This is a genomic window from Jatrophihabitans sp. (genome assembly GCF_046262535.1).
In the GTDB taxonomy this organism is placed as follows: domain Bacteria; phylum Actinomycetota; class Actinomycetes; order Mycobacteriales; family Jatrophihabitantaceae; genus Jatrophihabitans.
This window is the reverse complement of the sequence record NZ_JBHEMO010000136.1, coordinates 1-23,949: the sequence shown is the minus strand read 5'-3', so window position 1 is coordinate 23,949 and position 23,949 is coordinate 1. Positions and strand designations below refer to the sequence as shown.

Sequence of the window (23,949 nt, the reverse complement as noted above, 5' to 3'; positions counted from 1 at the left end):
GGTCCGCATCTACCGCCCGGACGTGGACGGGCCGGTCCCGACCGTCGTGTTCTTCCACGGCGGCGGGTTCGTCATCGGCGATCTGGACACACACGAGGGCGTGTGCCGTCAGCTGTGCCGCGACGTCGGTGCCGTCGTGGTCAGCGTCGACTACCGGCTCGCTCCCGAGCACCGGTTCCCGGCCGCCGCCGACGACGCCGAGGCGGCCGCCCGCTGGGTCGTCGCGCACATCGACGAGTACGGCGGTGACGCGAGCCGCGTCGCTGTCGGCGGGGACAGCGCCGGCGGCAACCTCGCGGCCGTCACCGCACAGGTTCTGCACGCCGACGGGGTCGAGCTGGCGGCCCAGCTCCTCGTCTACCCGAACGTCGACTTCCTCACCGACGACTACCCGTCGCGCACCGAGAACGCCGAAGGCTACTTCCTCACCCTCAACGACATGCACTGGTTCGCCGAGCAGTACACCGGGCACCGCGCGTCCGACCCGCGCGATGTCGAGTTCGCCTCCGATCCGCGCCTGTCGCCGTTGTACGCCCCGTCGCTCGACGGCCTGCCCCCGGCCGTGCTGGTCACGGCCGAGTACGACCCACTGCGCGACGAGGGCGACGCCTACGCCGCGGCGCTCGAGAAGGCGGGGGTCCGGGTGGAGCACCGCTGCTTCCCCGGTCTCATCCACGGCTTCTATGGCCTGGAACAGATGAGCCCGGCCGTCGCCGAGGCGACGGCATGGGTCATCGCGACGTTCAAGGACCTTCTCGGCTGATCACGTCCGCCACCGCCTCGGGGCTGCGACCGACGACCGCCGTTCCGTCCTCGGCGGTGATGATGGGCCGCTGCAACAGCGCCGGGTGCCGGGCCAGCAGCTCGATCCACTTGGCCTTCGACGCGGCGTCCCGCGGCCACGAGGCGAGGTCGAGCTCCGTGGCCAGCGCCTCGCCGGTGCGTGTGATGTCCCACGGCTCGAGGCGCAGCCGGCTGAGTACGGCGGCGATCTCGCCGGCGTCGGGCGGGTCGTCGAGGTAGCGGCGCACGGTGTATCGGGCACCGGCCTCGTCCAATTGAGTGACGGCGGCGCGGCATTTCGAACAGGCCGGGTTGAGCCAGATTTCCATTCGGCAAGTTTCCCGCGCTTCAGCGCCGCGGGTACGGTCCAGACGTGGTCACTGGAGAACTTCCTCGATGAGCCAGCCGTTCGGCGGCGGCGAACTGCCGCCCGCCCCGCAGCCGCCCGAAGGCTGGAGCATGCCCCAAGCCGGCCCGGCACCGTCGACCGTGGTCAACGCCGTACGCCTGATGCTGCTGCGCAGCGCGATCGGCGTCATCTCGCTGATCGTGTTGTTCGCGACGAAGGACGATCTGAAGAAGCGCATCCTGAAGCGCACGCCGAATGCCAGCGACTCGACGGTCAACGCGGCGCTGGGCGTCGGGGCGGCCATCGGCATCGTGATCCTGGTGTTCTACGTGTTCCTCGCTTTCCAGATACGCAAGGGCGCCAACTGGGCCCGCATCGTCACGTTCGTGATCGCCGGTCTCGGCATCCTGGGTGCGTTGATCAGCTTGGGCCAGCCCGACCCGCCGCTGAGCCGGGCCCTGGGGATCGTGGTGGCCGTGATCGACGTGGCCGTGGTGGTGCTTCTGGCCTCCGGCCGGAGCAACCGCTTCTTCAAGCGGCAGTGACCAGCACTAGTTTGGACCGATGAGCGACGCTTGCGGAGCGAATCAATCGGTGTGCGTCTCCGCCTGCCCGAACGGAGTGAGGGTATGAGCATCGAAGCGACGGCCGACATCGGCGTCACCGGACTCGCGGTCATGGGCCGCAATCTTGCGCGTAACCTCGCCCGCCACGGGCACACGGTCGCCCTGCACAATCGCACCTACGCGCGAACCCAGTCGCTGGTCGAACAGCACGGCGATGAGGGCACCTTCGTCGCCTCGGAGTCGCTGGCCGACTTCGTGGCGTCGCTGAAGAAGCCGCGGGCGGTGATCATCATGGTGAAGGCCGGGCAGCCGACCGATGCCGTGATCGACGAGCTCTCCCCGCTGCTGGACGACGGCGACATCATCGTCGACTGTGGCAACGCCCACTTCGCCGACACCCGCCGGCGGGAATCGGCGCTGAGCGAGCACGGCATCCACTTCGTCGGGTGCGGCGTGTCCGGCGGTGAAGAGGGCGCGTTGCTCGGGCCGTCGATCATGCCGGGCGGCTCCAAGCACTCCTACGACAAGCTCGGGCCGATCTTCGAGTCGATCGCCGCCCAGGTGGACGACAGCCCGTGCTGCGTCCACGTCGGGCCCGACGGCGCGGGGCACTTCGTCAAGATGGTGCACAACGGCATCGAGTACGCCGACATGCAGCTGATCGCCGAGGCGTACGACCTGTTGCGGCAGGGACTCGGGGCCTCGCCGGGCGAGATCGCCGACATGTTCCGCACCTGGAACGAGGGTGACCTCGAATCGTTCCTGATCGAGATCACCGCGGCCGTGCTCGCGCAGACCGACGCCGCGACGGGCAAGCCATTCGTCGACATCATCCTCGACCAGGCCGAGCAGAAGGGCACCGGTCGCTGGACGGTGCAGAGCGCACTCGATCTCGGTGTGCCGATCACCGGCATCGCGGAGGCGACGTTCGCGCGGGCGCTGTCCGGGCACGCCGAGCAGCGCGAACCGGCGCGGGAGGCGTTCGGCGCCGACGTCAACCCGTTGGACATCGGCGACCGCGACGCGTTTGTCGAGGACGTCCGCCTGGCGCTGTACGCGTCGAAGGTCGTCGCGTACGCGCAGGGCTTCGACCACATAGCCGCGGGCAGCGCCGAGTTTGACTGGAACGTCGATCGCGGCGCCATGGCCACGATCTGGCGCGGCGGCTGCATCATCCGCGCCCGCTTCCTCAACCGGATCCGCGAGGCGTACGACGGCAACGCGAGCCTGCCCTCACTCCTCGTGGACCCGTACTTCGCCGACGCCGTGCGAGGCGGGGTCGAGGCGTGGCGCCGAGTCGTCTCGCAGGCGGCGCTGGCCGGTATCCCGACGCCGGCGTTCTCGTCATCGCTGGCCTACTACGACGGCTTGCGCCGAGACCGGCTGCCCGCGGCCCTGATCCAAGGACTGCGGGACAACTTCGGCGCGCACACGTACAAGCGCGTCGACAAGGACGGGTCCTTCCACACCGAATGGGCCGGGGACAAGCTCGAGCACGACGCCTGACCAGGTCCTCCTCGTCGGCGGGCCGGTTCACGCGCCGGCGGCCAGGTGATCGATCACCTTTCCGGCGATCCGGTCGAGGGCCTTGATCTCGGCCGGGCTCAACAGGTCGACGAGGTGGCGGCGGACCGATTCGACGTGTGGCGGCGCCGCCGCCTGCAGCGTGGCCCGGCCGGTGCGCGTGAGAGCCACGACTGCGCCGCGGGCGTCGTCGTCCACCCCGGTTCGCGCGACGAGCCCGCGCTGCTCCATGCGCCCGACCTGATGGGCCAACCGGCTCGTCGACCACAGCAGCCGCGCCGCCAGGTCACGGGCGCGCCACGAACCGTCAGGTGACTCGGACAGCGTCGACAGGATGTCGTAGTCGGCCTCGGACAGCCCGGAGTCGGCCTTGAGGTCGCGGGCGATCTGCAGGTCGAGCAGCGTGCGCATGCGGCGGTACCGCCGCCAAGCCCGTTCCTGCTCCGGATCGAGCCATCGGGTTGGAGCCATGCCGATAGCGTAGCGGAGTAGCTGACACATCAGCATCTGTGCTATGTTGCTGACGTGTCAGTATTCACGCGTCTGGTCCGACTCTTCGCCGGCCTGATCGGATTCGGCCTGAGCCTTGCACTGATGGTGCGGGCCGGCCTCGGGCTCGGGCCGTGGGACGTGCTGCACCAGGGCATCGCCCGGCACCTCGGCGTCCAGCTCGGCTGGGTGACCATTGGTGTCAGCGACCTGGTGCTGCTCGCCTGGATCCCGCTGCGGCAGCGACCCGGGTTCGGCACGATCAGCAACCTCGTCGTGGTCGGCTTGACGGTCAACGCCGCGCTGGACGCGTTCGGCTCGCCCGGGGACCTGGCCACTCGAACCGCCCTGCTGGCGGGCGGCATCCTGCTCAACGCCGTGTCCACCGCGCTGTACATCGGCGCCGCGTTCGGCCCGGGGCCGCGCGACGGCCTGATGACCGGCCTGGCGGCCCGCGGCCACTCCGTGCGGGCTGCGCGGACGGTCATCGAAGTGGCCGCTCTCGCTGTGGGTGGCGTCCTCGGCGGCTCGATCGGCATCGGCACCGTCATCTACGCACTGGGCATCGGTCCGCTCGTCCACCCGATGCTCCCGCTGCTCGCCGTCCACTCCGACAAAAGGAAGCAACCATGCCCGAACTCCTGATAGGCCTCGGCATCTCCAACTCGACGACGGCCGACCCGATCGGTGAGGCGACCCTCGCCGAGGCGTTGGGCTTCGACTTCGTCTCGGCCAGCGACCATCCGGTCGGCGCGGAGCCGACGTACGAGACGCCGACCCTGCTCACCTGGATAGCAGCGCGGACCACTCGGATCACCGTGGTCTCCCGCGTCCTCGGCGTGCCGTTCCGCCGACCCGCGGTGCTGGCCAAGTCGACGGAGTCGGTTCACCGGCTGTCCGGCGGCCGGGTCGTTCTCGGCCTCGGCGCCGGTTACTCCGACGCGGAGATCCGTGCGCTGGGCGGGCGCGGCCTGTCCCCTGGCGAGAAGGTGGTCGGCCTCGGCGAAGCCGTCGAGATCATTCGCGGCGCCTGGACGGGCGCCGGATTCAGTTACGCCGGCACGGTGCACACGGTGGCGGACCTGACGCTGGCGCCCAGGCCGTCGAGCCGCATACCGATCTGGCTGGGCACCTTCGGCAACCGGGCCCTCGCGGTGACCGGACGGCTGGCCGACGGCTGGATCCCTTCCTACGGACACGCGCCGCCGGCCCGGATTCCCGAACTGCGCGACCGGATCGCCACCGCGGCCGTCGCCGCCGGACGGGCGCCCGAGGCCGTGCGCGGGATCTACAACGTGCCCGTCCGCGTCGACCCGCACGGTCCAGCCATGGACGGGGTACTCGTCGGCCCGGCGGCCGACATCGTCGAGCGACTCCGCGAGTTCGTCGAGCTCGGCTTCGGCGGCTTCAACCTGATGCCGGCCGGCGACGACCTCGAGCGGCAGGTCCGCCTCCTGGGTGAGAACGTGCTGCCCGCCATACGGGACTGAGGGCGCCGCCGGACAGTCCGGGGGCCGTCTTGGGTAGGTAACCCGGGAACTACGCCCGAGTAGCCGATCCGAAAGTGAGCTGTCTTGTCGCGCCCCGACGTCCACGTAGCCGAGCGCTACCGGCTGGTCGAGCAGATCGCCGCCGGCGGCATGGGCACCGTGTGGGAGGCATGGGACGACCGTCTCCAGCGCCGGGTCGCACTGAAGCAGTTGCATCCGCAGCCCGGCCTGAGCCCGGCCGAGGGCAAGCTCGCCCGCGATCGGGTCATGCGCGAGGCGCGGATCACCGCACGCCTGCACCACCCGCACGCGGTACCGGTCTATGACGTGGTCGACTTCGACGGCCAGCCGTGCCTGATCATGCAGTACCTGCCGTCGAAGAGCCTGCAGCAGCTGATCAAGGACCGCGGGTTGCTCGCTCCGGCCGATGTCGCCCGCATCGGCGGCGAGGTCGCCAGCGCGCTCGCCGCCGCGCACCAGGTCGGCATCGTCCACCGCGACGTCAAGCCGGCCAACGTGCTCATCGACGAGGAGGGCTCGGCCAAGATCACCGATTTCGGCATCTCGCACGCCGTCGACGACGTCGCGCTCACGTCGACCGGCATGGTCACCGGAACGCCGGCGTTCCTCGCGCCCGAGGTCGCCCGCGGCGTCGAGTCCAGCCCGGCCTCGGACGTCTTCTCGCTGGGGTCGACGCTCTATGCCGCGATAGAGGGCAGCCCGCCGTTCGGGACCGAGGAGAACCCGATGGCGATGCTGCACCGCGTCGCATCCGGCCAGATCATCCCGCCGCGGCGCACCGGGCCGCTGACCGACGTGCTGATGCAGATGCTGGCCGTCGACCCGGCGGCCCGGCCGACGATGAACGCGGCCGCCGCCCGGCTGGCCGCGGTGCACGCGGCCATGATCGACCCCGCGTCCGGCAATCCCACGCATCGCATCGACCCGACGCAGCGCATGGCCCCACCGCCTCCGGTCGCGCCGCCGACGACGACGGTCACCCTGCCCGCGGTCGACCCCGAGCCGGCGCAGGTGAGCCGCGCGGCCGCACCACCCCTGGTGGCCGGTCCGGGCGCCCCGCCGGCGGAGCGGCGCCGACGGGGTCTGACCGCGTGGACGGTGGCGGCGATCGTCCTCGTCCTCGCTCTCGCCGCCATCCTCCTGACGCAACTGGTCGGCAACGACTCCGGCCACGGCGGTTCGGCGGCCGGCAGCCACTCGAACAGCCCGGTCGCGAAGTCCCCGTCGTCGCGGCCGGCCACCAGGTCGACGTCCTCCGCCGCGAAGTCGACCGAGAACGCGTCGTCGTCCCCACCACCCAGCACTTCCCAGCAGTCGTCGAGTGCGGGAGGCGGGCAGGGGACGTCCGGACAGCTGACCTCTACCGTGCGGAACTACTACTCGTTGCTGCCTGACAACACCGACGCTGCCTGGAAGATGCTGACCGCGAAATTCCAGAACGGTCGCGCCGGCGGCCGGCAGAGCTACGACAATTACTGGGCCCAGATCCGCACCGTCAACGCGACCAACGTGACCGCGACGGGTCCATCGACTGTGCAAGCCCTGATCACCTACACCTACAAGACCGGACGGGTGATCTCCGAGCAGACGTCCTTCACGCTCGTCCAGCAGGGCGGCGCCTGGAAGATCGACAGCACCGGCTGACGAGACCGCGCGCTACTCCCCCGTGGGCAGCTCGACGTGACCGCCGAAGGCCTGCCGCATGGCCGACAGCAGCTTGTCCGCGTACGCCGCTTCGCCGCGGCTGGAGAAGCGGGCGAACAGCGAGGCCGAGAGCACCGGCACGGGCACACCTTCGTCGATGGCCGCCTTGATCGTCCAGCGGCCCTCGCCGGAATCGGACACCCGGCCGGCGATCCCGTCCAGGTGCGGGTTGCCGTGCAGCGCGCCGGCGGTCAGATCGAGCAACCACGACGCGATGACCGAGCCGCGACGCCACACCTCGGCGACCGCCGGTAGGTCGAGGTCGTACTGGAAGTACTGCGGCTGATCGAGCGGCGTCTCCTCAGCGGAGTGCGACTGCTCCTTGGAACCGGCGTTGGCCTTGGCCAGCACGTTCAGGCCCTCGGCGTAGGCGGCCATCATGCCGTACTCGATGCCGTTGTGGACCATCTTGACGAAGTGCCCCGAACCGGCCGGGCCGCAGCGCAGGTACCCCTGCTCCTCGGGCGCCGGATCGCCGTCGCGACCCGGGGTGCGTTCGATGTCGCCGATGCCGGGCGCGATCGAGGCGAACAGCGGCTCGCAGTGCGCGAAGGCCTCCTCTTCACCGCCGATCATCAGGCAGTAGCCCCGCTCGAGGCCCCACACGCCACCACTCGTACCGACGTCGAGGTAGCGCACGCCCTTCTCCTTCAGCGCCAACGCCCGGTCGTAGTCCTCGCGGTAGTTCGAGTTGCCGCCGTTGATGATGATGTCGCCGTCGTCCATCAGGTCGGCGACCTGTTGCACCACCTTGTCGGTGATGCCGGCCGGGATCATCACCCAGGCGACCCGCGGCTTCTCCAGCTTCTGGACGAACTCCTCCAGGGTCTTCGCCCCCACCGCGCCTTCACCAACCAGCTGGTCGACGGTGTCGGGATTGGTGTCGTACGCGACCGCGGTGTGCCCGTCGCGCATGATGCGCCGGACGATGTTGGCCCCCATTCGACCCAACCCGATCATTCCCAACTGCATGTCAGCTCTCCTTGCGGGCGGCGCGGTAGCGGCGGATGAGTGCATTGGTGGAGCTGTCGTGACCGAACTCGGGCTCGCCGTCGGCCGCGAGCTCGCCGGCGACCTTCTTCGCCAACACCTTGCCCAATTCGACGCCCCACTGGTCGAAGGAGTTGATCGACCAGATCGTCCCCTGGGTGAACACACTGTGCTCGTACAGGGCGATCAGCGTGCCCAGCGCGTGGGGAGTCAACCGTTCGAGCAGCATCGTGTTGGACGGGCGGTTGCCCTCGAACACCCGGTGCGGGACCAGCCAGTCCTCGGTGCCCTCGGCGCGGACCTCGTCGGCCGTCTTGCCGAAGGCCAGCGCCTCGCCCTGTGCGAACACGTTGGCGGTGAGCAGGTCGTGATGGGTGGCGCCGTCGCCGGCGGGCAGCGGGTTGAGCGAGTGGGTGAAACCGATGAAGTCGGCCGGGATGAGCTCGGTGCCCTGGTGGATCAGCTGGTAGAAGCTGTGCTGGCCGTTCGTGCCCGGCTCGCCCCAGAACACCGGCCCCGTGGGGTAGTCGACGGTCTCGCCGGTGAGCGTGACGTGCTTGCCGTTGGACTCCATCGTCAGCTGCTGCAGGTAGGCCGGGAACCGCTTGAGGTACTGGTCGTAGGGCAGCACAGCCTGCGTCTGGGCGTCGAAGAAATCGGCGTACCAGACGGTCAGCAGGCCGAGGAGGACGGGCAGGTTCTCGGCGAAGGGCGCGGTGCGGAAGTGCTCGTCCATCTCGTGGAAGCCCGCGAGCATCTCGCTGAACGCGTCCGGTCCGACGGCGATCATCGTCGACAGGCCGATGGCGGAGTCCATCGAATAGCGGCCGCCGACCCAGTCCCAGAAGCCAAACATGTTCATCACGTCGATACCGAAGTCCGATACCGCCTCGCCGTTGGTCGACACGGCGACGAAGTGCTTGGCGATCGCCGACTTGTCCCCCAGCGCGGCGAGCGTCCACTCGCGGGCAGCGGTGGCATTGGTCATCGTCTCCAGCGTCGTGAACGTCTTGGACGACACGATGAACAGCGTTTCGGCCGGGTCGAGGTCGCGCGTCGCCTCGGCGAAATCCGTCCCGTCGACGTTGGACACGAAGCGGAAGGTGAGGTTGCGCTCGCTGTAGTGGCGCAGCGCCTCGTAGGCCATCACCGGTCCCAGATCGGAACCCCCGATGCCGATGTTGACGATGTTGCGGATCGGCCGGCCGGTGTGTCCGAGCCAGCGGCCGGTGCGCACCTTCTTCGCGAACTCCGACATCCGGCCGAGCACTTCGTGCACGGCCGGGACGACGTCGATGCCGTCGACGTGGATCTGCTCGTTGCGCGGCGCGCGCAGCGCCACGTGCAGGACGGCGCGGTCCTCAGTGACGTTGATCTTCGCGCCGGCGAACATCGCGTCGATGCGCTCGCGCAGGCCCGACTCCTCGGCCAACTGGAGGAGCAGCTGCACGGTCTCGTCGGTGACCCGGTTCTTCGAGTAATCGAGGTAGATGCCGCAAGCCTGCGCGGCCAGCCGGGTACCGCGATCGCCGTCCTCGGCGAACAGATCGCGCAGGTGTCGCTTCGCGATGTCGGCGTGGTGCTCGCCCAGTGCGGTCCACGCCGGGCGTGAGGTGAGTGGCTCCGGTCGACCGTCGTTGCCCATACAGTCCTGCCTACCAGAGTCGCGGCCCGGCCCGCACGGCGCCGTCGCAGCGCGCCCGGCTAGCGTGGCTCCCGTGACCGAGTGGCCCGGGGTGTCCTACGTGATACCGGTGCTCAACGAGGCCGAGTACGTCGAGGCGGCGGTGTCCAGCGTGCTGGCGCAGGACTATCCCGGGCCGGCCGAGGTGGTGCTCGCTCTGGGCCCGTCCACCGACGGCACGAACGAGATCGTGGCAGCGATGCAGGCCGACGACACCCGCATCCACACCGTCGAGAATCCGGGCACCGACATTCCGATCGGGCTCAACCGGGCCATCCGCGCGTCCCAATACCCGGTGATCGTCCGGGTCGACGCTCACACGCAACTGCCGCCGGGTTACACGGAGCGAGCGGTCGCCACCCTGCAGCGGGAGCACGCGGCCAACGTCGGCGGCATCATGATGGCCGTCGGTCGGCCGGGGCTGCAGGCCGCGATCGCCCGGGCGTACAACAGCCGCCTCGGCCTCGGCGGCGCGGCGTACCACCGGTCCGACGAGCCGGCCGGGGAAGCCGAGTCGGCCTACCTCGGGGTGATGAGGGCCGATGCGCTGGCCGACGTCGGCTACTTCGATGAGTCGGTGCGGCGCGGGGAGGACTGGGAACTCAACTACCGCCTGCGCGCGGCTGGGCACCGGGTGTGGCTGGATCCTGAGCTCAAGGTCACCTATTGGCCGCGCGCCGACTGGCCGGCGCTCGTCCGCCAGTTCTGGGCGACCGGCATCTGGCGGGGTGAGCTCGTGCGCCGCCTGCATCGCCGCAACTCGCTGCGGTTCTTCGCTCCCCCTGCACTTGTCGCCGGCACGGCGGTCGCGGTCCTGACCGGGCCGGCCGCGCTCACCGGCGTCGGGGGTCCAGGGTTGGCCATCGTGGCCGGGCTGTCGGCCGCCGCACCGGCCGCGTACGTCGCCTTGCTCGCCGCGGTGGCCGTCGGGGACAAGGGCTCGATCGCCGACCGCGCCCGCTACTGCTGGGTCCTGGCGACGATGCACTACGTGTGGGGAGCCGGCTTCCTGGTCGGCGCGGTTCGCGGGGGCCGACACACCGTCGACGCGTCGAGGATCGCGCCGGTTCAGCCGAGCCAACCCTCGTCGTAGAGCCGCTGCACCACACGCTCGGCCGCGCCGCCGTCGTCGTGCGGGGTGAACCGCTCGCGCCACGACGCTCGCCGCCCGGCGTACTTCTCCCCGGCCGTCTCCGCCTCGACCAGCGCGGCCAGCAGGTCGGCGCCCGTCTCCACGATCGGTCCCGGCGCCTCGGCGATGAAGTCGAAGTAGAAGCCGCGCAGCACGTCGCTGTAGTGCGCGAGGTCCGGCGTGTAGAAGATCATCGGCCGGTCGGTCGCGACGAAGTCGAACATGACCGATGAGTAATCGGTGACGAGGACATCGGCGACGAGCATCAGCTCCCCCACGTCGGGGTAGGTCGTGACGTCGATCAGCCGCTCGGCGCTGAGGTCGGCGCCGCCCTCGATCGTGCGCGAGTGGCCGCGGACCAGCAGCACGTGGTCGTCGGGCAACTGGCCGGCGAACTCGGCGAGGTCGAGGGCGTCGATGAGGTCGTTGCGGTTGTCCCGCCAGGTCGGGGCGTAAAGGACGACGGTCGTGCCTTCGGCGATGCCGACCAGCTCGCGGACGCGGGCGGCGCGGTCGGTGTCGGTCAACACATCGTTGCGCGGGTAGCCGGTCTCCCAGATCGGCCCGCGGTAGGCGTAGGACGTGCGGAACCGCTCGGCGCTGTAGGAATTCTGGGCGAGCAGCGCGCTCCACCGCCAGCCCTGGCGCAGCGCGGCGAACCGGCTCCGCGCGCTGACGTCCCGGTCGCGGGCCAGCCGCTTGAGCATCGTTCCGTGCCACGTTTGCAACACCTTCTGCCCGCCCCGCTTGCGGTACGTCCAGCGGAGCCAGTCGTTGATCACGTACAACCGGGCCGCGGCCCGCACCCGCCACCACTCGCGGCTGTACTCGACGAGGGGGACGGTGCCCGGCGGGACGGCGACGGAGCGGTCGGTCACGCTCCAGTACTGCGTCACCTCGGGGTGCTCGCGGGCGAGAACGGCGGCGATGGCCCTCGGGTTGTCCGAGGCCGATCGCCCGTAGAACGACTCGAAGTAGACGGCGTTCTCCCGCCGCGTGGGACGGAGGTGGGCGTTGCGCAGGGCGCGCTGGGCGGCCGGTCCGCGCTCGTCGTCGGCCAGCGGTGGGCCGATGCGCACGACCAGACCGCCGTCGACCGGCATCGCCTCGACCCGGAAGAGCGGGTGGGTGATGGCGGGCAGCACCGGAGTGGAGACGGCGACCCGGGTCGACGGCAGCGTGCCGCCGAGCGTCAGTCGGTAGTCGCCCGACGGGAGCGCGAGCCCGGCCTGACCCCATCGCGTCACCAGCAGCGGGAACTCGGCACCGTCGGCGGTCGGCGTGCCGTCGACCCGGCCGCGGGGACCGTCCAGCCCGATCGCGTCGATCGGAGTGGCGCCCGCGTCGAGGCCGAGGACGAGCCGGTCGGGTTCGACGGTCACGCGGGTGACGGTCGGTCGGCCCGACACCGGCGCCGGCTCGACCGCGGCGACGGCGCCACTGGTGCGCGCCACGATCGCGTCCAGCACGCGTTCGGCGGCCCGGCCGTCGAGGTGGTCGAAGTGCTCGTCGCGCAACCATCGGGTGTGCTCCCGGGCCGCGGCGGTGGCCTCAGGGTCGCCGGCGACGAGGGCGTCCAGGCGCTGCAGGGCGTGCGTCCACGTCGCGACGTGCCGGCCGCCGGTGAACTCGTGATACGGCTCGTACAGGCCGCGCGATTCGAGGTAGGTCGTCACGTCGGCGGCCAGGAAGACGATCGTCCCGCCGGTCAACGAGTAGTCGTAGGCCATCGACGAGTAGTCGGTGACGAGGTGGTCGACGGCGGGCAGCACCACGTTGACGTCGGTCACCTGCGTGTTGTCGAGCAGCCGGACGCGGGGCGAGAGCGCGGGGCCCGCGTCGTAGTCGCCGACCCCGAGCGGGTGGCTGCGGACGACAAGCGTGCCGTCGACGCGGTCGAGCCAGTCGATGATCTGCCGCCACGTCGCCTCGTCGGGCTGGGACGGGTCGGCGTCCCCCTCGCGCCAGGTGGGGGCGTACATGACCACGGGACCGTTGCCGAGCGGGCCGACCGCCGACTCGAGCAGTTCCCGGGCGCTGCGGCGGCCTCCCTCCGGATCGCCTTGGAGAAGCACGTCGTCGCGGGCGTCGCCGCTGACGAGGATCTGCTCCCGGGTGAGGCCGAAGGCGCTCGCGAACCGGCTGACCACCCGCTCGGACGAGACGGCGAAGATCCGGACCTGCCGCCCGACGGTGCGGTGCCCGCGCTCGAGCAGCAGCCGGCCGAGCCGCGAGGGCGCGGTCAGCGCGGCCGGCGAGTCCAGGTGCAGCCGTTTGAGCGGGATGCCGTGCCAGAGCTGGACGAGGAAGCCGCCGCGCGCGCCGTAGCGGTTCACGTCCCCCTGACCGTGGGTCACGACCTGGACCCGCGCGCGCATCGTCAGCCACAAGCCGCTGGCGGAGAGTTTGAGTTCGCTGTCGAGGCCGAGGGCCCTGGCACGGGCCAGCTCTTCGGGCGTCGTGGCCAGCCAGACCAGGCGGACGTCGGCGCCCAGCCGCTCGCGGGCCAGCCGGTACAGCGGGAGTGCCCCTTCACCAGGACCGATGCCCGAGCCGAACACCCAGATCCGGTCCGTCCTCGGCACGACCAGCGTCGCGACAGCACCGACGAGGTAGAGCGGGATGCGCCGCAGCCCTCGCACGTTGCCGGTGGCGAAGGTGAATTTCGCCATCAGGGGGCGCCCGCGGACGCGACGTGGAGCATCCGTGCAGCCTACGGAAACCCGTTACGGCGTCGAGCCTCGATCCGTCGCAGCTCAGTGGACCGGCCTCGGCCGAACTGGTCGGGACCGGATTGCCTTCACGGGTCGAGACGGATCCGGACGGCGCGGAACTGCTCGGGCATCGTGGCGAGGATCCGCAGCTTGGGGTCCTTGACGGTGAGCCAGGGCCCGGTCGGCTCCAGGCCGGCCAGGCGCCGGTCGGCCAGCACCGCCTTCACCGCCTCGCGGTCCCCGCCGGCGACGAGGGCGTCCAAGTGCTGGTCGCCGAGGACCCGGACGGCCGCGTCCGCCGCGTCGGCGAAGGCGGCGGTGGCCTGGTTCGCCCGCCGCCGCGCGTACCGCTGCTGCGACCAGCCGCCGGCTTTCGTCGTGCCTTGCACGTAGCTGGAGCCGACCTTGGACGCGACGAGGTCGGCGCCCTCGAAGACGCCGGCCGCGTAACCCGAGCGGCGCACGAGGAGGACGCCGATCCGGCGCGGGCGCAATGCGTGCTCGATCAGGTCGCCACGGAGCGGCGGGAAAGGGACGTCGATCCACGCTTGCGCGCCGTCGGCCCCGACGAGGCTGACCACCTCGGGTGCCGTCGTCGTGCGGGTGTCGCCATGGCGCTCTGTGAAGCCCGCCAACCAGCGTTCGAGCCGGTCGACCCCGACCGAGACCTCACGCTGGGGCACGCGCCGACCCTAGACGGGTTCGAGTTCGGCTTCCGTTTCGACGGCGAGCTCGGGCTCGTCGGCCCGCACGAGCGCGATCCCGGCGAGCACGACGACGCCGCCCACGCCCTGCAGAACACTCGGCCGCTGGCCGAGCAGCAGCCAGGCGAAGAGCACGGCGGCGAGAACCTCGGTCAGTCCGATGAACGACGCCAGCCGGGCACCGAGCCGCCGGGCCGCGCCGATCCCCGCGGCATAGGCGACCACCGCGGCGATGAGCGAGAGGCCGAGCACCGGGACGATCCATGAGGTGTGGGAACCGTTGAAGTCGGCGTCAGCGGTCGAGGCGCGCAGCGCGATCACGCCGGTCAGGCCGGCGAGAAGCAGCACCGTTCCACCAACGACCATGCCGGCCCAGGCCATGGCGATCGGCGGCAGGCCGCCGTCGACCCGCGAGGACAGGACGAAGTACGCGGCGAGGCCGGTCGCGGCCCCGAGACCCCACAGCACACCGACGCCGTCGACGTGCTGGGACCCGGTCAGGTCGAGCACCAGCACCAGCCCGGCGATGGCCAGCGCGGCCCCGAGGACGGTCAGCCGGCGCGGCCGATGCCCGTGCCGCAGCCACGCCCAGCCGACCACGAGCAGCGTTCCGGAGTACTCGAGCAGCAGCGCGACGCCGACCGACAGGTGGTCGACGGCGTTGAAGAAGAACAGCTGAGCGCCTGCCACGGCCAGCAACCCGTAGGCGAGGATGGCCGGCAGGTCTCGGCGCAGCAGGCCCCACCGGCCGCGCAACTGCAGCACCGCCGGAACGGTGAGGACGACGGCGGCGAGGCCGATGCGCACGGTCACCGCCGAGCCCGGCGACCACCCGGCGGCCATCAGCGACGCGGCGAAGCTGCCGGACGTGCCGAAGGTCGTTGCCGACAGCACCGCCAGGCCGAGCCCGACACTCGCCCCGCGCATTTCGCCTCCCGGTAATGAGTAAAACGTCGTATGCTCATGACGATAGTGAGCGCAGGTGACAGGAGTCAAATGCTTTTTGCTCATGACACGGAAGTGGCACTGGCGGCCGCCGCGGCTCTCGTCAACACCGAGGACGACGGCGCCCTCGAGACGCTCGCCGACCTCGACGCGTTCGTGGCCGAATGGGGCTACACCGGCTCCCGCAGGCACACCGCGGCCGAGCTCGCCGCGGTCCAGGACCTCAGGCCACGGCTGCGCCGCATCTGGCACGTCGACAAGGATGCCGCCGTCGAAATCGTGAACGAGCTGCTGCGCGAGTACCGGGCGCTGCCCCAGCTGCGCAAGCACGACGAGTGGGATTACCACATCCACGCGACGTCGCCCGATCAGCCGCTCGCCGACCGGATGGCCGTGGAGGCGGCGATGGCCATCGTCGACGTCATCCGCAGCGGCGAGCTGGAACGGTTGCGCACCTGCGCGGCCGACGACTGCGACGACGTACTGGTCGACCTGTCGAAGAACCGATCGCGGCGCTTCTGCGACAGCGGCTGTGGCAACCGGACGAACGTCGCCGCCTACCGCGCCCGGCGGGCCGGGCAACGCGCAGCACCTACGACGTGATGTCCTTGCGGTCGAAGCGCAGCCACGCGTAGCCCAGGAACACCGCCGCGTAGACGAGCGCGAGACCAGTGCCGCGGATCATGTCGTCCCACCTGATCGGTGAACTCAGCGTGTCGACCCACGCGTAGTTGAAGTGCGTCGGCAGATAGTGGCGGTAGGGGTCGAGCGCGGTGATCTGGTCGAGGATGTTCGACACCACGACGAGCATCACGGCACCGCCGACCGCGCCCAGCGGATTGTCCACACTGACGCTGAGCAGGAACGCGAGCGCGGCGACGACGAGCAGTTGCCCGCACACGTAGGCGACGATGATCAGCAACCGCCACGACGACGGGCCGGTGCCGAAGGAGCCGCCGATCGGGCTGCGGGCCGGCGTCCAGCCGAAGAACATCCCGCCGACGACGAACGCCCAGAGTGGCAGCACGGCGTTGGCCGCCGCACTCAGCGCGCCGGCCACGATGAGCTTCTGGCGCAGCAGTCGCGAGCGCGGCACGGGTTGGGCCAGCAGGTAGCGCAACGACGACCAGCTCGCCTCGCTCGCCACCGTGTCGCCGCAGAACAGCGCCACCAACACGACGAGCAGGAACCCGACCGACGCGAACTCGGTGAACAGCGCGAAGTTGAAGCCGCCGGAGTTCGCCAGGCCGACCAGTTGCGGTGCATCGCGGCCGGCGCCGCCGCCGACCTTGAACGCGAACGCGATGATCAACGGCAGCACGAACAGCAGGCCGAACGCCACCTGAGTACGGCGCCGCTTGATCTGGCGGGCGAACTCGACGCGCAGCCGCAGCGTGTGCCGGGGATTGAACTCCGGCGCCCGCCCGGCATCGAGCTCGGCCAGCCGGTCGTGGATCCCCCGATGGGTCGCCGCGACTTTCGACAGCTCCCGTTCAGTCATCGCACAACCCGCTCACTCGTCGGCTCCGATCAGGTCGAGGAAGACGTCCTCGAGGGCACGGCGGGCCGGGACCAGTTCGGCCTCGATGCCGGCCTCTTTCAGCACGCGCGTCGCCTCGGCCGGGTCGGCGACCGACAGCTGGACACCGCCGGCTCCGGCGATCTCGACGGTCGAGCCGGCCGCGACGAGCCGCCCCTTGTGCATGACGACCACGTGCGTGCAGGTCTGCTCCACCTCGGCGAGCAGGTGGCTGCTCACGACCACGGTCCGCCCGGTGCGGGCGTAGTCCTGCAGCACCTCACGCATCTCGGCGATCTGCGGCGGGTCGAGGCCGTTCGTCGGTTCGTCGAGGACGAGGACCTCCGGCAGCCCGAGCATGGCCTGGGCGATGCCGAGGCGCTGCTTCATGCCGTGGCTGTACGTCCGCACCCGCCGATCGATGGACGGCCCGAGCCCGGCGATGTCGAGCGCGGTGGCGAAGTCGGCGTCCTCTTCCGGGCGGCCCGTCGCCGCCCAGTACAGGCGCAAATTCTCCCGCCCGGTCAGGTGCGGCAGGAAGCCGGGGCCTTCGATGAATGCGCCGACGCGGGCCAGCACCGGCGCACCGGGCACCACCGGCTCACCGAACACGTGCACCTCTCCGGCGGTCGGCGTGATCAGGCCGACGAGGACCCGCAGCGCCGTCGTCTTGCCGGCGCCGTTCGGCCCGAGCAGGCCGAGGACCTGACCGCGCTCGACCTGGAAGCTGACATCGTCCACCGCGCGGTAGCCGCCGGCGTACTCCTTCACGAGCGACTTGATGCTGACGGGGACCGCGGCCAGCTCCGGCACGGACTTGAGGACGAGGCGGCGGCGAATGATCACGAAGGCGACAGCGCCGCCGATCAGCAGGCAGACCAGGGCACCGACGATCAGCCAGGCCATCGGGTGGCCGGCCGCGATCGCGGTGCCCGACCCGATCGGGACGGTGACCGCGCCGGTGCGGCCGGCCAGCGCGATCGTGTAGTTGCGGGCGTTGTGGGCGGCCGCGTATGCGAAGTCGGTGGTGCTGACGGTGAGCGCGAGGCGGTGCCCGGACTGCACGTTGCGAACGACCGACGGCAACCGCACGGTGACGACGCGGGGCACGCCGGGACGCATGCCGGTGAGGCGCAGCGGCGCGACGAGCTGGGACGGCAGGGTTTGCGTGCCGTCGGGGGCGACGTCGCGCAGCCCGGCGAACAGCGTGACGTCGCGTGTCGTCTGAGTGGTGATCGCGAGGCGGACCTTGGGCTGCCCGGCGATGAGCAGGCCGCCGGAGACCTTCCCCGAGGTGAAGGTGGCGGTCTGGCCTGGAGCCGAGGGCACCAGGGTCAGCGCCTGGTCGAAGCGCGACGAGATCCCGCCCAGGCCGGGAATGGTCGTGATGATCGCCGGTGAACCGTCGGCCGGCGCCGAGACCGGCTGCGGGGGGCCGTCGAGTTCGACCGTGCGCGTCCGGCCGGGTTGGCCGGCGATGCCGGGGTAGCCCGGCGACTGCAGCGTCTGTTCCGAGGCGTCCCCGGTGGCCGCGGACACGACGCCCGCCTGTTCGCTGAGCCGGAAGCGCTGCGTGGTGGGAACCGAGCCGGCGAACACGTCGCCCACCCAGCTGATCGCCTCACTGGTGGCCGTGCCCCCACCGACGTCCAGGTCGTGGCCGCCCTGGCGCCACACCACCCGAACCGGAACATGGTGGGCGGCCAGGCCACGGGCGTTGGCGTCCGCTTCGCTCAGCGGGAACAGGGAGTCGTTCTCGCCCTGGGTCAGCAGCGTCGGCGCCGTGATCGACCCCAGCACCGTCGCCGGGCTCGCCTGGCGCATCAGCTGGCGCATCGCCGCGTTCGGCGCTCCGGCTGACGCGGATCCCAAGTAGGCGGCGCAGACATCCGCAGCGAAGCGGCCGCAGCCGAGCGGCCCGACCTGTCCGGGCGGCGTCGTCGAAAGACCGGCGACACCGGGGCGTCCACGTTCGGGGAATGCGTTGGCGAACAGCTGGCCGGCCCACAGCCTCTTGAAGACACCCGGCGCGGTGCCGGCGAAGTTCGGGAAGAGCGCGTGCGAAAGATCGTTCCAGGTGATGTCGGCCGCCACGGCACCGACGCGAGTGTCCGCGGCAGCGATGAGCAGTGACAGCGCGCCGCCGTACGACCCGCCCGCCGTCGCGATCTGCGGCCGGCCGTCGACGCGCTTCACGTCGGTGCGCGCGGCGAGCTGACCGATCAACAGCCGCCCGTCGCTCACCTCGTAGCCCGGCGCGGCGAAGTGGACGAGTCCGCCCGACTGCCCGAACCCGCGCGCGGAGTAGGTCATCGCGATGTAGCCGTGTTCGGCGAAGCTGCGCGCCTCGGAGTCCAGCGAGTGCTTGTCGCCGCCGAAGCCCTGGCTCAACAGCACCGCCGGCGCGGGCGTCGTTTCCGGCAGGTACAGCGACGTGTCGAGCCGGACCGGTTTGCCGTGCTCCGGCGTCCCCGCCACGAAGCGGGAGCTGACCGTGACGGTGCTGCCCCCGGTGGCGATTCCGATGATGGTGCCGGCCAGGACGAGGAGCAGGACGAGCCCGAGCACGAGTTGGGTCCGACGGGAACGCAGACGTTCACGAATCGCGGTGAACATCATTTCGTCAGCCTACGGACGCGCGGTGGGCAGGGACGTCGGGGATGACCCTGATCTTCAGGTTCGCGCCGTCAGCGCAGGGTGCGCGCGATCCTCACCAGCGCGGCGGCGCTCAGCGGCGTGGCAGCGAACGAACACACGGCGCGGCCGTTGCCCGTCGGGTGTCGCCACAACACGCAGCGAACGCCGGAATCGGTGACGACCCGCGCGCGGAGCTTGTTCACGACGGTTGCTGTCCCGCGTCGGCCCGGCGTCGGGTCGAGGTCGGCGGTCGAGCCGGAGGAGATGACGAGTGTCGCGCTGCCCCGGGCATAGCGCCGCTCGGCGACGACAATGCCGTGCAGCGCGTCGATGGGACGGGCCGACTCCGCGCGGTACCCGGCCGGCAGGTGACGCGGCCGGGGGAAGTCGCGCGGATCGATCACCGCCGCGGCAGCGTCGGCCCCGCTGTGCAGGAGATGCGGAGCGCTGACGACCGCCCGGGTGCCCAACGCGGCCGACAAGCGGACCGCAACACCGACGCTGCCCCCGAGGTAGCAGCTGAAGCCGACGTAGCCGTCCTTGTTCGGGGCGGGCAGGTACTCGTACCCGCTGACCCGGATCCGCACCGTGGTGCGGGTCTGCGCCAGCACCGTCACCACCGGTTGGATGACGTTGCAGGCGGTGGCGGCGTCGTCGTGCGGCACCATGACGTAGATCCGCCGCCGGTCGCGGGCGTCGCGCACCGCGGTGTCGAAGCCGGCGTCGGTCAGGCGTTGCAGCACCAGCCCGTGCGCGGTGGGCGGATAGCCCGGCACCCGCGCGCCCGACGCGCCACTGGCCGGCCCGCCGACGGTGATCAGCCCGGTCACGGCGGTGACGAGCAGGACGAGCACCGCCGTCCCGGCCGCGACGGCCGATCGCGTCGTCAGGTCGGGAAGGGCGGAAACCCTCATCGTCGAAGCCTAGGTATCCCGGGCCGCTCTGTCAGTTCGGGAGCCGCCGCCTTACTCGGCGAGGCGTTGCTGAAGAGCGGCGTCCTTGGCCGTGGCGGTCGCGGCCAGGTCGTCCTGGAAGGCGGCCATCCGGCCGGCCAGCTCCGGATCACCGGCGGCGAGGATGCGCACGGCGAGCAGGCCGGCGTTGCGGGCGCCGCCGATCGACACGGTCGCCACCGGCACGCCGGCCGGCATCTGCACGATCGACAGCAGGGAGTCCATTCCGTCCAACGTCGACAGCGGGACCGGCACGCCGATGACCGGAAGGGTCGTCAGGGACGCCACCATGCCGGGCAGGTGGGCCGCACCCCCGGCGCCGGCGATGATCACCTTCAGGCCGCGGCCCGCGGCCTGCTGGGCGTACTCGGCCATGCCGAGCGGGGTGCGGTGCGCCGACACGACGCGGACCTCGTAGGCGACGTCGAACTCGCCGAGCGCCTCGGCGGCCGCGCCCATCACGCTGTAGTCCGAGTCCGAGCCCATGATCACGCCCACCTGCGTCACGTCCGGTCTCCGTTCATCAGGTAATCGGCGGCCTCTGTCGCGCGGCGGCGGACAGTCGCCAGGTCGGCACCGAGCGCGGTGACATGGCCGACCTTGCGCCCGGGCCGGAACTGCTTTCCGTACAGATGGATCTTCACGTCGGGCCAGTGAGCCATGAGGTGATGCACCCGCTCGTCGAGTGCCTTGGGGACGACGTCGTCGGGGCCGCCCAGCAGGTTCGCCATGACCACTACCGGTGCAATCGGCGCCGGTGAGCCGAGCGGGTAGTCGAGCACCGCCCGCAGGTGCTGCTCGAACTGGGACGTGCACGCGCCCTCGATGGTCCAGTGCGCGGAGTTGTGCGGACGCATCGCCAGCTCGTTCACCAACAACCCCTCGGCCGTCTCGAAGAGCTCCACGGCGAGGACGCCCGTGACGCCGAGTTCGGCGGCGATGCGCAGGGCCAGCGATTGCGCGTATTCGGCTGTCTCGTCGTCGAGGTCGGGCGCGGGTGCGATCACCTCGACGTTGATACCGTCGCGCTGGACCGTCTCGACGACCGGCCAGGCCGCCCCTTGCCCGAAGGGCGAGCGGGCGACGTCGGCGGCGAGTTCGCGGACGATGGCCACTCGCTCCTCGGCGAGCAGCTCGGTACCCGAGCCCAGGACCTCCTGCGCTTCGTCCGCTGACCCGACGACCCACACGCCCTTGCCGTCGTAGCCGCCCGTGCTCGCCTTCAGCACCACCGGCCAACCGACCTCGGCGGCGAAGGATTCGAGGTCGGCCGCGTCGGTGATCGGCGCCCAGCGCGGGCACGGCACACCCATCGCCGTCAGCCGTTCGCGCATCGCCTGCTTGTCCTGGGCGAAGCGCAGGGCCGCGGCGCCGGGATGGACGGCCACACCCTCTGCGGCCAGGGCGGCGATATGCTCGTTGGGGACGTGCTCGTGGTCGAAGGTCAGGACGTCACAGCCACGGGCGAACGTGTGCAGGTCCTCGAGCACCCGGTAGTCGCCGACCACCACGTCGGGTGCGATCAGCGCCGCGCCGTCGTGGGCCGAGTCGGCCAGGATGCGCAGCGACTGGCCGAGCGCGATCGCGGCCTGATGGGTCATCCGGGCGAGTTGTCCGGCGCCGACCATGCCCACGATCGGCAGGCCGGTCCGTTCGTCCATGTGCAGGAGCCTAGGTGGCGCTGTGACAGGACCGGTGGCCGGTCACCCGCACCGGTATTGTCCGCCGGGTTATGAATGGGGACCGGTGAACGCCAAGCTGCGCGAGTACATCCGTACTTCGTGGCGCATCCTGCTCAAGGAACTGGCCGCATTCGGCGTCATCGGCGCGCTGGCGTTCGTCATCGACATCGGCACCTTCACCTGGCTCGCGCCGCACGGCGCGCTCAAGGCGAAGGCGATGTCGACGGCGGTGTCGACCACGTTCGCCTACTTCGGCAACCGGCACCTGTCGTTCTCGCACCGGGCCCGGACCAGCATCGGGCGCGAGACGTCGTTCTTCTTCGGGATCAACCTGGTCACGTTGATCTTCTCCGAACTCGTTATCGCGCTGTTCGTCTACGGCTTGGGCTACGGCCACGCGAGCACGATGGTCTTCGTCGTCAACATCGCCACCATCGCCATCGGCACGATGTTCCGCTTCTGGGCCTACAAGCGATTCGTCTTCCTGCACCCCGACCGGGTGCACTCGCCCGACATCGATCTGGACGAGGAGCTCGCCGAGTAGCCGGCGTCTCGCAGCGCTTCAATCGTCTCCGCCGCTCTGCTGTTCAATCGCCTCCGCCGCTCCGCTCTGCCGTTCAATCGCCTCCGCCGATGTCGGTCTCGAACGCCTCATAGATGAGGTCGGCGCCCTGCTGGCGATGGCGGATCAGGTGGCCGAGCAGCCGGTTGGCGCGCTCGCGCAGTCCGGCCACGTCGTCGGGCGTGACCGGCGGCGCGCTGTCGGCAACCAGGCCGGCGATCTCCTCCGCTATCTGGCCGTGCTCGGCCGTCAGCGCGTCGACCGCGTTGGCCAGGCGCAGGTCGCCGGACAGGATCGCCTGATGCAGACCGCCGGGTCCTTCGGTCACCTCGACGTGAGCGCTGAAGTCGTCGGCGACGACGACGAGGCTGGCATGGACTGCTTCGCCCCAGACGACCGCACGTCCGCGCGCCGGAGACGCCAGCGCTCGCTCCATCGCGTCGATGTTCTCGCGGAGCTCTGCGCGCCGGACGCGTACCGCTTGGAGTTCGGTGCGGGTGGAGACGGCGGGGTCCATACGTACCTCCAGGGCTCGTCCTCACATGCTTGTACCCCTGTCCCCGTCCCGTCCACCCCCTACCGTGCTCGGGTATGACCACGGTGCTCATCGGCCGTGGGTGGGACGCGGACTCGGCGACGGTTCTGTAAGGGCCGTTCCTCCAGTCGCGGGTCCGCTCGCCCTCAGTGGCATGCGTGATCGTCGACGAGGGCGACGGGAACGAGTACTTCGCACGCTTCGCTGCGGTCCTCACGGCGGTGGCGGCCTGCCCACCACACCCGGCACTGGCTCCGGTCGGGGCCCAGTTGCCGCCCTCGTCCCTGGACGGAGCCGACGCGCTGCTGGTCTGCGGCGGTTTGACGCCGGCCTACGGGACCGCGTTGTCTCCGGTGCGGGCTGCGGTTCGGTCCTGGCTTGCCGAGGGGCGCCCGTACGCCGGCTTCTCCGCCGGTGCCGCGGTTGCCGCCGAACGGGCGGTGGTCGGCGGGTACCGGCTCGGCGGCCGGTCGGTGTGCCCGGACGACGCCGCCGAGGATCTCGACGACGTGACTGTGGCGGACGGGCTCGGGCTGGTGCCCTTCGCCGTCGAGGTCCACGCCGCGCAGTGGGACACGCTCGGCCGGATGTGCGCCGCGGTCGCGGCCGGTCTCGTCCCGTCCGGAGTGGCGATCGACGAGGACACGGCGGTCGTCGTTGAGGACAGCGCGGCGATCGTTACCGGCCGCGGCGCGGCGCATGTCGTCACATCCATCGGCGGTGCAGTGTCGGTTCAATCGGTGACCGCAGGCGGTTCCCTTTCGATCGGCTGACGTGATATGTCAGCTGATCATCGAAATTGTCAGACCCCGTCTTTAGTATCGAATGCATGAGCGAGGTGTTGATCGACGGGGTGGATTGGGTGCCGCCGGACGGTCCGCTGGTCGCTGACGATGTCGCGTTCGAGGCGGTGCCTGAGGACTGGGCGGCGGCGCCGGGCGGGGATGAGGTGGCGGCGTGGGCGGC

At 70.8% G+C, this 23,949-nt stretch carries 23 protein-coding genes; 10 read left to right on the top strand and 13 right to left on the bottom strand.

What is annotated here, in order from left to right:
- A partial coding sequence (locus ABR571_RS17905) for an alpha/beta hydrolase (protein WP_409454570.1) occupies positions 1-763 on the top strand: 763 nt, incomplete at its 5' end.
- Here ABR571_RS17905 and ABR571_RS17900 read toward each other — a convergent pair.
- Positions 744-1,112, bottom strand: coding sequence for an ArsC/Spx/MgsR family protein (locus ABR571_RS17900; RefSeq protein WP_409454569.1), 369 nt, complete (start codon positions 1,110-1,112; stop codon positions 744-746). The two genes, ABR571_RS17905 and ABR571_RS17900, sit on opposite strands and share 20 nt — an antisense overlap.
- 67 nt (positions 1,113-1,179) lie before the next feature.
- Here ABR571_RS17900 and ABR571_RS17895 point away from each other — a divergent pair, with 67 nt between their 5' ends.
- Together ABR571_RS17895 and gndA are read left to right on the top strand one after the other, a co-directional pair.
- Positions 1,180-1,677 (top strand): hypothetical protein, encoded by a 498-nt coding sequence (locus ABR571_RS17895; protein ID WP_409454568.1) that lies wholly within the window; start codon positions 1,180-1,182, stop codon positions 1,675-1,677.
- 84 nt (positions 1,678-1,761) lie between these two features.
- On the top strand, positions 1,762-3,204 hold the full coding sequence (gndA, locus tag ABR571_RS17890; RefSeq protein WP_409454567.1) for an NADP-dependent phosphogluconate dehydrogenase: 1,443 nt from the start codon (positions 1,762-1,764) through the stop codon (positions 3,202-3,204).
- A 27-nt stretch (positions 3,205-3,231) separates the two neighbouring features.
- Here the strand turns inward: gndA and ABR571_RS17885 are convergent, their stop codons facing one another.
- Positions 3,232-3,693 carry a MarR family winged helix-turn-helix transcriptional regulator gene (locus ABR571_RS17885; RefSeq protein ID WP_409454566.1) on the bottom strand — a complete coding sequence of 154 codons (462 nt, stop codon included), beginning with the start codon at positions 3,691-3,693 and terminating at the stop codon, positions 3,232-3,234.
- A gap of 54 nt (positions 3,694-3,747) precedes the next feature.
- Here ABR571_RS17885 and ABR571_RS17880 point away from each other — a divergent pair, with 54 nt between their 5' ends.
- The 3 genes from ABR571_RS17880 (at position 3,748) to ABR571_RS17870 (ending at position 6,866) form a co-directional block, all read left to right on the top strand.
- Entirely contained in the window at positions 3,748-4,356 is a 609-nt protein-coding gene (locus ABR571_RS17880) for a YczE/YyaS/YitT family protein (RefSeq protein ID WP_409454565.1), read from the top strand.
- Positions 4,341-5,201, top strand: coding sequence for an LLM class flavin-dependent oxidoreductase (locus ABR571_RS17875; protein WP_409454564.1), 861 nt, complete (start codon positions 4,341-4,343; stop codon positions 5,199-5,201). Before ABR571_RS17880 ends, ABR571_RS17875 begins: the two co-directional genes overlap by 16 nt.
- Before the next feature lie 84 nt (positions 5,202-5,285).
- Positions 5,286-6,866, top strand: a complete 1,581-nt coding sequence (locus tag ABR571_RS17870) for a serine/threonine-protein kinase (protein WP_409454563.1) — start codon at positions 5,286-5,288, stop codon at positions 6,864-6,866.
- 12 nt (positions 6,867-6,878) lie between these two features.
- Here ABR571_RS17870 and gnd read toward each other — a convergent pair whose 3' ends face one another.
- Complete coding sequence (gnd, locus tag ABR571_RS17865; RefSeq protein ID WP_409454562.1) at positions 6,879-7,898, bottom strand: phosphogluconate dehydrogenase (NAD(+)-dependent, decarboxylating); 1,020 nt, start codon at positions 7,896-7,898, stop codon at positions 6,879-6,881.
- Position 7,899: 1 nt separating this feature from the next.
- The gene (gene pgi / locus ABR571_RS17860; RefSeq protein ID WP_409454561.1) at positions 7,900-9,561 is read right to left on the bottom strand and encodes a glucose-6-phosphate isomerase; all 1,662 of its coding nucleotides are present in this window, start codon (positions 9,559-9,561) and stop codon (positions 7,900-7,902) included.
- Between the two features lie 73 nt (positions 9,562-9,634).
- Between pgi and ABR571_RS17855 the strand changes: the two genes are divergently transcribed.
- The gene (locus tag ABR571_RS17855) at positions 9,635-10,693 is read left to right on the top strand and encodes a glycosyltransferase family 2 protein (RefSeq protein WP_409454560.1); all 1,059 of its coding nucleotides are present in this window, start codon (positions 9,635-9,637) and stop codon (positions 10,691-10,693) included.
- On the opposite strand, the gene ABR571_RS17850 is transcribed toward ABR571_RS17855, so the two are convergent.
- The 3 genes from ABR571_RS17850 to ABR571_RS17840 all read right to left on the bottom strand — a co-directional run bounded on the left by ABR571_RS17850 (position 10,669) and on the right by ABR571_RS17840 (position 15,077).
- Positions 10,669-13,404 (bottom strand): CDP-glycerol glycerophosphotransferase family protein, encoded by a 2,736-nt coding sequence (locus ABR571_RS17850; RefSeq protein ID WP_409454559.1) that lies wholly within the window; start codon positions 13,402-13,404, stop codon positions 10,669-10,671. The two genes, ABR571_RS17855 and ABR571_RS17850, sit on opposite strands and share 25 nt — an antisense overlap.
- A 128-nt stretch (positions 13,405-13,532) precedes the next feature.
- The gene (locus tag ABR571_RS17845; protein WP_409454558.1) at positions 13,533-14,129 is read right to left on the bottom strand and encodes an acVLRF1 family peptidyl-tRNA hydrolase; all 597 of its coding nucleotides are present in this window, start codon (positions 14,127-14,129) and stop codon (positions 13,533-13,535) included.
- 9 nt (positions 14,130-14,138) lie between these two features.
- Positions 14,139-15,077, bottom strand: coding sequence for an EamA family transporter (locus ABR571_RS17840; protein WP_409454557.1), 939 nt, complete (start codon positions 15,075-15,077; stop codon positions 14,139-14,141).
- A 69-nt stretch (positions 15,078-15,146) separates the two neighbouring features.
- On the opposite strand from ABR571_RS17840, the gene ABR571_RS17835 reads away from it, so the two are divergent.
- On the top strand, positions 15,147-15,698 hold the full coding sequence (locus ABR571_RS17835; protein ID WP_409454556.1) for a CGNR zinc finger domain-containing protein: 552 nt from the start codon (positions 15,147-15,149) through the stop codon (positions 15,696-15,698).
- Here ABR571_RS17835 and ABR571_RS17830 read toward each other — a convergent pair.
- From ABR571_RS17830 to ABR571_RS17810, 5 genes are all read right to left on the bottom strand, one after another.
- Complete coding sequence (locus ABR571_RS17830; RefSeq protein WP_409454555.1) at positions 15,688-16,596, bottom strand: ABC transporter permease; 909 nt, start codon at positions 16,594-16,596, stop codon at positions 15,688-15,690. The genes ABR571_RS17835 and ABR571_RS17830 overlap by 11 nt on opposite strands.
- 12 nt (positions 16,597-16,608) lie before the next feature.
- Entirely contained in the window at positions 16,609-19,233 is a 2,625-nt protein-coding gene (locus ABR571_RS17825) for an ATP-binding cassette domain-containing protein (RefSeq protein ID WP_409454554.1), read from the bottom strand.
- 68 nt (positions 19,234-19,301) lie between these two features.
- A complete protein-coding gene (locus tag ABR571_RS17820; RefSeq protein ID WP_409454553.1) occupies positions 19,302-20,165 on the bottom strand; it encodes a hypothetical protein in 864 nt (287 codons plus the stop codon).
- 51 nt (positions 20,166-20,216) lie between these two features.
- Entirely contained in the window at positions 20,217-20,711 is a 495-nt protein-coding gene (purE, locus tag ABR571_RS17815; protein ID WP_409454552.1) for a 5-(carboxyamino)imidazole ribonucleotide mutase, read from the bottom strand.
- On the bottom strand, positions 20,708-21,865 hold the full coding sequence (locus tag ABR571_RS17810; RefSeq protein WP_409454551.1) for a 5-(carboxyamino)imidazole ribonucleotide synthase: 1,158 nt from the start codon (positions 21,863-21,865) through the stop codon (positions 20,708-20,710). The genes purE and ABR571_RS17810 overlap by 4 nt, the downstream gene beginning before the upstream one ends.
- A 22-nt stretch (positions 21,866-21,887) precedes the next feature.
- On the opposite strand from ABR571_RS17810, the gene ABR571_RS17805 reads away from it, so the two are divergent.
- Entirely contained in the window at positions 21,888-22,430 is a 543-nt protein-coding gene (locus ABR571_RS17805) for a GtrA family protein (protein WP_409454550.1), read from the top strand.
- 73 nt (positions 22,431-22,503) lie between these two features.
- Here the strand turns inward: ABR571_RS17805 and ABR571_RS17800 are convergent, their stop codons facing one another.
- Positions 22,504-22,965 carry a hypothetical protein gene (locus ABR571_RS17800; RefSeq protein ID WP_409454549.1) on the bottom strand — a complete coding sequence of 154 codons (462 nt, stop codon included), beginning with the start codon at positions 22,963-22,965 and terminating at the stop codon, positions 22,504-22,506.
- A gap of 176 nt (positions 22,966-23,141) precedes the next feature.
- On the opposite strand from ABR571_RS17800, the gene ABR571_RS17795 reads away from it, so the two are divergent.
- Positions 23,142-23,756: a Type 1 glutamine amidotransferase-like domain-containing protein gene (locus ABR571_RS17795; protein WP_409454548.1), complete on the top strand. Its 615-nt coding sequence runs from the start codon at positions 23,142-23,144 to the stop codon at positions 23,754-23,756.
- The last annotated feature ends 193 nt before the right edge of the window (positions 23,757-23,949 follow it).